Origin of the sequence: Shewanella sp. SR44-3 (assembly GCF_014163735.1) — a bacterium.
In the GTDB taxonomy this organism is placed as follows: domain Bacteria; phylum Pseudomonadota; class Gammaproteobacteria; order Enterobacterales; family Shewanellaceae; genus Shewanella.
The window spans coordinates 146,752-155,351 of record NZ_JACJDV010000007.1 but is presented as its reverse complement, the minus strand read 5'-3'; the positions used below and the strand labels follow the sequence as shown (position 1 = coordinate 155,351).

General features: G+C 41.3%; 12 protein-coding genes. All 12 read right to left on the bottom strand.

Annotation, left to right across the window (positions count from 1 at the left end; translation table 11 throughout):
* Positions 1-124: 124 nt before the first annotated feature.
* From H5073_RS06525 to H5073_RS06470, 12 genes are read right to left on the bottom strand one after another with little or no spacing between them, the layout of a single operon-like run.
* Positions 125-706, bottom strand: coding sequence for an HrpE/YscL family type III secretion apparatus protein (locus tag H5073_RS06525; RefSeq protein ID WP_310734233.1), 582 nt, complete (start codon positions 704-706; stop codon positions 125-127).
* Positions 707-744: 38 nt separating this feature from the next.
* Complete coding sequence (locus H5073_RS06520) at positions 745-1,428, bottom strand: SctK family type III secretion system sorting platform protein (protein ID WP_182678116.1); 684 nt, start codon at positions 1,426-1,428, stop codon at positions 745-747.
* Between the two features lie 2 nt (positions 1,429-1,430).
* Positions 1,431-2,177 (bottom strand): type III secretion system inner membrane ring lipoprotein SctJ, encoded by a 747-nt coding sequence (gene sctJ, locus H5073_RS06515; RefSeq protein ID WP_182678114.1) that lies wholly within the window; start codon positions 2,175-2,177, stop codon positions 1,431-1,433.
* A 1-nt stretch (position 2,178) separates the two neighbouring features.
* Entirely contained in the window at positions 2,179-2,523 is a 345-nt protein-coding gene (gene sctI / locus H5073_RS06510; RefSeq protein ID WP_182678112.1) for a type III secretion system inner rod subunit SctI, read from the bottom strand.
* Between the two features lie 8 nt (positions 2,524-2,531).
* Positions 2,532-3,164, bottom strand: coding sequence for a YopR/YscH family type III secretion effector (locus H5073_RS18495; protein WP_182678110.1), 633 nt, complete (start codon positions 3,162-3,164; stop codon positions 2,532-2,534).
* Positions 3,161-3,511 carry a YscG family type III secretion protein gene (locus H5073_RS06500; RefSeq protein WP_182678108.1) on the bottom strand — a complete coding sequence of 117 codons (351 nt, stop codon included), beginning with the start codon at positions 3,509-3,511 and terminating at the stop codon, positions 3,161-3,163. The genes H5073_RS18495 and H5073_RS06500 overlap by 4 nt, the downstream gene beginning before the upstream one ends.
* A 10-nt stretch (positions 3,512-3,521) precedes the next feature.
* On the bottom strand, positions 3,522-3,770 hold the full coding sequence (sctF, locus tag H5073_RS06495) for a type III secretion system needle filament subunit SctF (RefSeq protein ID WP_182678105.1): 249 nt from the start codon (positions 3,768-3,770) through the stop codon (positions 3,522-3,524).
* 21 nt (positions 3,771-3,791) lie between these two features.
* The gene (locus H5073_RS06490) at positions 3,792-4,007 is read right to left on the bottom strand and encodes an EscE/YscE/SsaE family type III secretion system needle protein co-chaperone (RefSeq protein WP_182678103.1); all 216 of its coding nucleotides are present in this window, start codon (positions 4,005-4,007) and stop codon (positions 3,792-3,794) included.
* Positions 3,952-5,283, bottom strand: a complete 1,332-nt coding sequence (sctD, locus tag H5073_RS06485; RefSeq protein WP_182678101.1) for a type III secretion system inner membrane ring subunit SctD — start codon at positions 5,281-5,283, stop codon at positions 3,952-3,954. Before sctD ends, H5073_RS06490 begins: the two co-directional genes overlap by 56 nt.
* Positions 5,284-5,295: 12 nt before the next feature.
* Positions 5,296-7,146, bottom strand: a complete 1,851-nt coding sequence (sctC, locus tag H5073_RS06480; protein WP_182678099.1) for a type III secretion system outer membrane ring subunit SctC — start codon at positions 7,144-7,146, stop codon at positions 5,296-5,298.
* The gene (locus tag H5073_RS06475) at positions 7,146-7,580 is read right to left on the bottom strand and encodes a CesT family type III secretion system chaperone (protein ID WP_182678097.1); all 435 of its coding nucleotides are present in this window, start codon (positions 7,578-7,580) and stop codon (positions 7,146-7,148) included. Before H5073_RS06475 ends, sctC begins: the two co-directional genes overlap by 1 nt.
* Entirely contained in the window at positions 7,581-8,525 is a 945-nt protein-coding gene (locus tag H5073_RS06470) for a T3SS regulon anti-activator ExsD domain-containing protein (protein ID WP_182678095.1), read from the bottom strand. It lies immediately after the preceding gene.
* Between the last annotated feature and the right edge of the window lie 75 nt (positions 8,526-8,600).

The following is an 8,600-nucleotide window of genomic DNA, read 5'->3' as shown; positions in this document are numbered from 1 at the left end:
GCCTGTGAGATTTTTACCCGCTTGAAGATCTTTAAGGGCTTGTTCAAAGTTAAAAGGTTGAGTCATGTGTCATTCCTGTTTTTGTACAGTTTACTGAAATGACACAGAATTATGAACGCTACCATTATTCCGCTATACTGCTGAGATGTTTTTCTTTGAACTGCTTCTCCATCTGCTTTTTCAGCACTTGCAACTGCACATCTATGCTTGCATCGATAATGCCCACTTCAGTTTCTAAAATACAACCACCATTCTTTAATCGTCCATCGGCAACCACATCCACATAGCCGACCTCAGGAAACCCACTTAACGCCTCACTAACCCGCTCTTTAATTTGAATTAGCTGTTCAGGATTAACATGTAGAATCACTTGTTTCTGATTACTCACTAACTGTAAAGCTTCTTTAACCACAGCTAAAGTAACGTCCACATCATCAAAACCTTGTAAAATTTTACTCACACAAGCGAGGACCGCTTCGGTAAGCTTCACTTCAGATGAAAGGTAATAACGATTACATTGAGCAACAGTATCAAGGATCACTTCTGCACAGGTTTGCTTGGCGGCTAGCTGACCATCTTCATAGCCGCGTTTTTTCTCTTTTTCATACACAAGCTCTGCATCACGAATAATTCTCGCCGCTTTAGCTTGTGCCGCTTGGATCAAATGCTCAGATTCAAGAAAATGCATGTAATCGGCTGATTTCAAGATTTTTTGGCCAGGTACTAAATTGAGGTTATCTGTATCTACCTTAACAAATGAAAGCATTTTGGAATGACTCGCTTAGATATTTTCTTAATTAATTGATAAGCAATGACTCTCTGCTCTACAGGCATTTCTTCTGTAACGCTAAAAGCTTCCTTAAACTCGTAAGGAAGCTTAAGTTGCCATGCCGTCATCGCCTCTCGCTGAGCAGGTTCAAACATAGACATAACAAACTGCAATCCACAAATTTGAAAGTAATGACTTGTGATAACCTCAGGTAAAGGCTTTACCCATGGTGTAGGCCAGTGAGATAACAACAATTGAGTTTGGGTCAGGCAAAATTGATACGCCTCCTCTCCCATATTAGCCAGCAATACTTGCCTTGGTTGTCGCAACACCACGGCTTTACAAGCCTGACTATGAAGCGTGGCACCAAGATAATGCAACACAAGCTTAAGCTCTGCTGTGGGTAATAAAGCTATAGAGCGAGCTGGATTAGAAAAATCGCTTTCACTGACATCACCTAGGGACAGGCACGAAATAAGCCACTGATTTAAATTACTATTATAGCGCCAGCCATCAAGTTTAAGGACATTATCACCTAAAGGTATCGCCTTAAGCCAACTGCTGTCTATATAGCTCAGCGGCTGATAAAGATACTGATGTAAACTTTGTTCATAGCTTAACGCTACATCACTTAAGGACTCAGTTTCCTTAGGCAACATAATTATTGACCACTCTGCTTTTTACTCCACAAATATGTGGCTATGTTTGTGCCTAGTAAAATAATCATGAAGAATGTTAATAGGCCAATAAAACGCTGCTCTGAAGTTGCGGCCATTTTTAACGATAATACCGTTACCAGTTTTTGCTGGTTTGAGATCAAGCGACTTTCTATGGCTGGCACCAAAATAACACTGATCCTATCGTAATTTAATCCTTCAATACTGTTATTAACCAGTAGTTTTATCTGAGGAACCAAAGACTCGATATCAATATTCGGAGCATGCTTGATAAACACTGAGGCAGAAGAAGTGATTTCTTTATTACGTCCACGTATTTTTTCTTCTTGGGGCTTAACAATATGCACTCTGGCGGTGATCACACCATCTATTTGAGATAATGTAGAAGAAATTTCCTGAGACTTGGCAAACATCAATCTTGCTCGCTCCTCCAGAGGAGAAGAGATTAAACCTTCATCAGGAAACACTTCCCCTAAACTGGCAAATTTATCCTTAGGATAACCCTGACTTTTCAAGGTCGCTAACGCCAATGAAAGCTGTGACTCTTCCACCATTAGCTTTATTCTTTCATCACTATCGGGTAATTTTTCAGTGCTTATCCCTGCCACAAGTAAAATGGCCAGCATCTCATTGCCTTCTTTTTGGGATAAACCATTGTATAGCTCAGTTTTACAACCACTGAGCACAAGTAAGCAGCTTATTAGTGCTATTTTCAGGAAACTATTCATCATGTTACTGGGCTTTCATTAGGGTTTCGACATTTTGGCTGGTTTTACCCGCCGTCTTAGCTATCAATTCTTCTTGCATAGTAAGCCGAGTTAATGCCCATTGAATTTCCATTAAGGCACCAGGATCATCAATGCCTGAGCTCATGGCAGTCTTTAAGCTCTGGGTTGCGCCTGAAATTTGCTTTTTCATGTCCACAATCTCGTTTAACACTGAATCCCCTAAACCATTGTCGACATTTTTTTGCATTGCTTGTTCAAATTCAGTTACTGCATTAGGATCTGCAACTTGCGAATCTTGCAGCTGTTCAATACTGGTACTGAGCGCCTGAGTAAAGTTAGATTCAATCATATTACTTCCTAAAATAAGTCCGGCCGAGTGGTGTTTGTCATCATGTTGCGCATCAAACTATTTAGCTGAATAAGGTGACCTAATTCATCGCGAATTAACTCGACTAATGCGCTTTTATCGGGATCAGCTTTTAATTGGCTCCAAGCTTGCCAAAGTGCAGTTTCACGGCGAGAAACAAACTGGAATTCTTCCTTTAAAATGGCTTTAAGTTCTGCAGCTGATGTTGGAGTCTCCGTAATGAGTCGACCCATAAAGTCATCACTCACTAATTGCTTTAGCTGTGTAGCCAAAGCCCGTTTCCCACTGCTATTGGCTTGATTAAACGCAAACCACAATGCTTGGTTAGCCGCAGATTTATCACCGTGAAATGCACTGCTAAGTTCGGCTTTAATCTGCGTAGAAGTTACCTTATCCATGGCTGAAATCCGCTGATAAAAACCATCAAGAACAGGATCTACGCCAGGCTTTGCCGCTGTATTACTCGTCGTGCTTGTGCGCACGTCGTTATCTGGCACCCCACGCCCTTGACCGCGAGAAATACTCATTTCCAAGGTCTGCTGTTCAGCAAGTGGAACCACTCGCTGACGGCTTAAGTTCGCAGTATAAACATCCTGATTAACGGTCTGATTTAACTCTATCACTGGGGAGCCAAGTAGCTGCTAACAAATGCTTGTAAGTTAACAGAACCTAGGTTTTGCGCTTGTTGAAGCCAAAAATCTTTCTTAATGGCCAAATCAAGTTGGTCAGCGCACAAAACGATAAAACAAATGAGATCTGGATATTGCTCTGCCAATGGCTCTAATAAATTCAGCGCCTCTTGATATTTAGCTTGATTCATCAAACTTAAGCTGCGAATAGTCGCCACAATTTCAATAAAATCGGCATCATCATCTAACGCCAATGCAATACTTTCAGCCTCAACATATTGATGCTGCCCTACAGCTAGCATCCCAAGCTCTGCAAGCAATTTTTTGGTTTCTTTATTCATAATCAGACATCTACACTTTTTGTAATATGCTCTGCATAACATCTTTAATGGACTTAACCACAGTAGAGCGGATGTTATACATCACAGACCAACTGTTTATGGCATGCTGCAGTTCGGCTAATTTAGCGGGGTCATCGGCGCCGGCGCCTGATACACCACCAATTTTCTCTTTTACGCGCGTGTCAGCAAGCTTTAGAGATTCATCAATACTGGTGACAACTGAGTTAAGATCTAAACTTGAACTGTCAGTAATAGGCATATTATGTTCCTTAAAAAATGATTAAAGTTTGCCAATAATGGCTTGGGCCGCTTCGAGCGCAGTTAACTGCTTGGTTAATATCAAGTAGTGTTCAGGTCGGCATCCTGCGTTAATTTCACGCTTAATATTTCCCCGCTCACTATCTAGAAGCTGCTGAATATTTGCTCTTTCTTTTTGACCATCAGTGCCGCGCAAGCGCGCCTCCAACTGCGTCATATTGACTGGCGACTCTGTCATTTATGCCTCCAAAATTAATGGTAATTCGTTGCTCATTTTTGGCGATATCAACACCAAACTCGGTAATGCTCAAAATAAGGTAACCTGAAGGGGTTCTGCTGCCTTCTGTGTATCTGCTGTTATCAGCGAGCACTATGTAAGGTACACGGCCAAAATTCACCGCTCTTACTGCAAAATCAATATTCGCCCCTTTACTAACCTTAGGGATCGACTTCAACACTAAATAGGGTTTATCACCAAATTTCTCTCTGAAATCCCGGGCAACATTATAAAATTTAGTACTGTCCACTTCATTTAATTCCCCTCGAGCCTCAATCCTGTCAGATGCTTTAACTAGCTGTAATTTATCCAGTAAACTCTCCGCGTCCAACATCTCTTTAAGGGCATCTAAATAAGCTCCAGCCCTTTGCAGCTCAACTTTCCAAGCAATGAGGCCTGGCACATCACTTTCAATAATTTTTTCAACTTGGCTCCAGCGACTGGCATCATCGATATAGCCAGTCAATAATACTGTGCCAGCTGAATCACCATTTTTAACTTGCACTTGGTGATAACCTAAATTACCTAAAATAAACTTCACCCCTCGACGTATGGTATTCATAGCACGGAGGTGACTTTTGTAATTAATGCCCAAGGCCTCAATTTTATTAAGAAGTTGATTTTTTTGTATATTACTTTCAACATAACCTTCAAGCTCAACTTGGTTTGCCAGTCCATTCCATTCGACTCGCACATCCTTAAGTTCCAACTGTTCGACGGCATTTCTCACTAATACTATCGGCTCAGCCTCATTCACTACGACCGCGTTGTCTTCAGTTTGAGCTTTCATCTTAATAAACAAAAAAGTACTAGGAACCAAACTAAACAGCAGTCCAAGCAATAACGATTTTCGCCATATACCTGTGGTTTTAGGTCTAACATTAAGCTCAACAGCTACCGCTTTTGAGTCGCTAGAAGATTGATTTAATTCATCATCTATAAAACCAATAACAAAACTCAAGCCCCCTAATTTCACCCTATCGCCTCGATTAAGCACTAAGTTTGAGGCCGCTTTTTTCTGTTCATTATTAATAAACAGCACAGATTCAGCAGTGAGGCCGGTTATGCTCACCTCTTGACCAACATTTAAGGTCAAATGCTGCTCTTTGATATCTTTATCGGTTAATACTATGTCAGCATTGAGCGCATCACTGCCGATAATAAACTCACCGACGCTAAGAGGTAACTCGACCTGAGCATGACTACCGGCTAGCAGCCTCATTTTCCATTGGGTCATATGCTTGGTTACCTATTCAATTGGAGCAAGACAGCTAAGATCAGGCTCATCACAAGAACCTGGAACTATCCTAGCGCCAACTTCACCGGTTGGCAGTTCACAAGCTTGCCTATAAGAACTTACACCATCACTGAGTAAACCTTGTTGCTGCTCAATCGCCTCTTCAGTCATTTTGCAGCTGTATAAACTGATTGCTGAACGAAAGCTGCGATTTAAGTTAGAGATATCCTCTATGCCTGCGATCTGGTTACGTAAATCTTGGTTATTCCCCACAATCACATTATCTCCAAGCCCTTGGGTGACAATCCTAGGCTCGACAATAAATAAACGCACAGTACGTCTTTTCGTGTTTGCTTCTGAGCGGAATAATTGCCCAATCCAAGGAATATCTCCAAGTAATGGAACCTTACGTAATCTCTGGGTTATCTCATCACGGTAAACACCACCTATGAGTAAACTTTGCCCTTGTTTGACTGTCGCCAAAGTACTCATCTCTGTTTTTCGAGTGGAAGGAACACCTTGGATCGCACCATCTGGGACTTTAGAACCATCCTCGATTTGCAAGCTTAAGTTAATGTCTGCTCTGGATGAGTTTCTGTCACCAACAATCCTAGGCACGACTTTAAATACCATCCCAGATGTCACCTCCTCTAGAGATTGAGAACGCTCTCCAAGTAATTGCACATAAAAAGTTTCGCTGGTACTGAGTACTGCCTGAACATTTTCTTGGGTTAATAAGGTCGGTCGCGATACTATTTGAGCGCTACCTTCACTCTGCAATAAATTCACTTGAGCCAAGAGATAATTCAAATTGGATTGATCTAATACTGATTTAAAATCCTGACCATTGCCCAGTTGGATCTTATCTGAGGTATCACCTGTGGTATTGATATCGACCACTTTGTTATTACCCGCTTTTACCCCAAGTCGCCAATCGACACCAATTTGCTCTAGCTCATTAACACTGATGTCAATGATTGAAAGCCCAATTTCAATTTGCGCTTGAGGCCTGTCTAGTTGGGTAATTAGGCGGCGATAAAGTGGCAGCCTAGACCGAGCATCTCGTACTACAATCGCATTAATACCAGGCTCTGCTTGTACCATGGCACCACTTCGAAAACGGCTTATCACCTGAGCTTTGTCTTCAGTCGTCTCATCGGCCTCAGCTGTCGGTGCAGCCACGACATTAGCATTCACGCCAGATAAAATATTTTCAAGTATGGTGGCAATGCCTGGCACTACAACTTCTTGATCCCGATAACTAATGGTTCTATCTGTGGCGGAAGCATAGCGTAGAGGTATGATTTCAATATAAAAATCATCACTTTTAGCCACTTGCTGACTTTCATGTTGCTCTAATACTTGAGCAACTTGGGCGATGAGTTCAACGTAACGAGGAGGTCCTGCGATATAAACACTGCCTTTACCTGTAATGGCTTTCCAGCCAAAGCGAGGATCCCAAATACCTGTAGATTCTAAGGTCGAGCGCAGCGTCTTTACTGAAACTTGATCTAACTGGATGAGCTCTGATTGAGTCTCTACCGCTTTATAAACATATAAAACAGCACCATCATAATACCAAGTTAAGTTATACAGACTGGACAGGTAATTCAGGAAAGCTTCTGGATCGTCAGGGGTGTATCGGCCACTAACCTGTTCAGAGATTTGCTCACTGACGGCAGCAGCAACACCATAATTGGTCGCAAAGTTGGTAATAACGTCCTTTAGCTCATCATTATTAGCGTAATATTTAAATTCACGCTCTCCCCAATCAAGTGATTGCCCTTGAGCACTGCCCCAAAAAAGACACAACAAAAGCATGCCGAAAGCGCGAAAACTGACTTGAATTGTATTCAACATCATTAAGGTAACCACACATTATTCAAATTTGAGCTAGCCAGAGTATGCTGCTGAATGACTTGTTGATATTTCTCTGCGGCATCAACCTGATGGTTAATCATAGCGATGAAACCGAAGTGAGAAATATTCATGGATTCTTTTTGCGCTAAGGTCAGTTTGTCTTGATCATTAATGGCCAAAATAGCGCTACTGTTGCGTACTTGAACCAAGGCTTGCTGCATGGCTTTTTCAAGGGCTGCTTCTTGCTGGTAATTCAGCCCTGAGGATAATTCTAGCTGTAAGTCACTCTCAACAATCAGCCACTCATGACTTTGGTAAACCTCAACGCTGACGTCATCAAAGGCCAAGCGATAACGCCCTTGGTCATTTGCCATAAATGGGGCTTTATTTAACTTAGTGCTAAGTGCCGACATTAAATTTGTTAGTTCTAAATTCATTTATTTTGCCTGTCGCCAAACTGGACTTAATGGCGCTTGCTTTTCATTATTGACTTCAAATAAAAAACCTGAAGATAACGGTCCAATGGTAGTTAACCAATGCCATAGACTAGCCTTATCAGTTTCACGGCCTAAGCTAAGATCATTGAGCATGGTTAGTACTCCCGTTAACTCTGGGAGCTTGGATGATATTTCAGTCAAACAAGTTGAGAAGTTCTCTGCGCTTATGTCTGTAGATATCAGGTTTTGGAGATCACTCAACAGGGCATCAACCACTTGTTTTTGATAATTCTGTAACTGTTCAAAAACAGGGGTCAATTTTTCAAGCTGTGAAAGACACTTTTCTAGCCCTTGATTAGCCTCTTGTATATGAGCTTCTAAGTATGCTTTCCTCTCATCACTGGCATTAAGCTGACTCCAAAAATCGATTTTAATCTCTAATTGAGATTTAAGGATAAGTAACCCTTGATACTCTTGAGAAATACTCGAATGGTAACTGTCATTTTTACTTAATAACCAAGCCTTTAGAGCTTGAAAAACCAATCTGGCTAATATCTCAATATTTGCCAGATTAAACCTTGGGATTAGGCCAGTATTAATCTCAGTTAATAACTCCCGCATTTGACGTTTGTGGCTTCCCCTAAAAATATCTGCACTGATTTGTAAAAACAGCTTTAGATCATTTTTAGTAAGTGAGACTTTATAAGCAGCACAGGTCTTGATATAGTCACTGGCTAAAATACAGTCGAGAATACGGCGCTCAATAACACGCTTAAGTAGCAATAATTGCTGATGGTTAACCACGCCCTGTTCAACGAGCTCCCTGTGGTTCACATTGACAACAGATGACGCCAAAGCCGTATTAGCCGTAACACAAGCATCACTTGTTACTAAACTAATTTTTCGTCCTGTAAATTTTGACTTGTTCATCGATTCTGATGCCATTACACGTCCTCAGATAATATTCGTGAGCAATGTTATAGTTTTGGTAAGCTTAAGACTTATAAAAAACGTCTAAAA

Bases quoted from the DNA above. Each gene is read 5' to 3' on its own strand.
- H5073_RS06520 (WP_182678116.1), bottom strand. From the start codon at position 1,428: ATGTTGCCTAAGGAAACTGAGTCCTTAAGTGATGTAGCGTTAAGCTAT.
- sctD (WP_182678101.1), bottom strand. From the start codon at position 5,283: ATGACCCAATGGAAAATGAGGCTGCTAGCCGGTAGTCATGCTCAGGTC.
- sctC (WP_182678099.1), bottom strand. From the start codon at position 7,146: ATGATGTTGAATACAATTCAAGTCAGTTTTCGCGCTTTCGGCATGCTT.
- sctF (WP_182678105.1), bottom strand. From the start codon at position 3,770: ATGCCTATTACTGACAGTTCAAGTTTAGATCTTAACTCAGTTGTCACC.
- H5073_RS06500 (WP_182678108.1), bottom strand. From the start codon at position 3,511: ATGAATAAAGAAACCAAAAAATTGCTTGCAGAGCTTGGGATGCTAGCT.
- sctI (WP_182678112.1), bottom strand. From the start codon at position 2,523: ATGATTGAATCTAACTTTACTCAGGCGCTCAGTACCAGTATTGAACAG.
- H5073_RS06475 (WP_182678097.1), bottom strand. From the start codon at position 7,580: ATGAATTTAGAACTAACAAATTTAATGTCGGCACTTAGCACTAAGTTA.
- H5073_RS06470 (WP_182678095.1), bottom strand. From the start codon at position 8,525: ATGGCATCAGAATCGATGAACAAGTCAAAATTTACAGGACGAAAAATT.
- H5073_RS06490 (WP_182678103.1), bottom strand. From the start codon at position 4,007: ATGACAGAGTCGCCAGTCAATATGACGCAGTTGGAGGCGCGCTTGCGC.
- sctJ (WP_182678114.1), bottom strand. From the start codon at position 2,177: ATGATGAATAGTTTCCTGAAAATAGCACTAATAAGCTGCTTACTTGTG.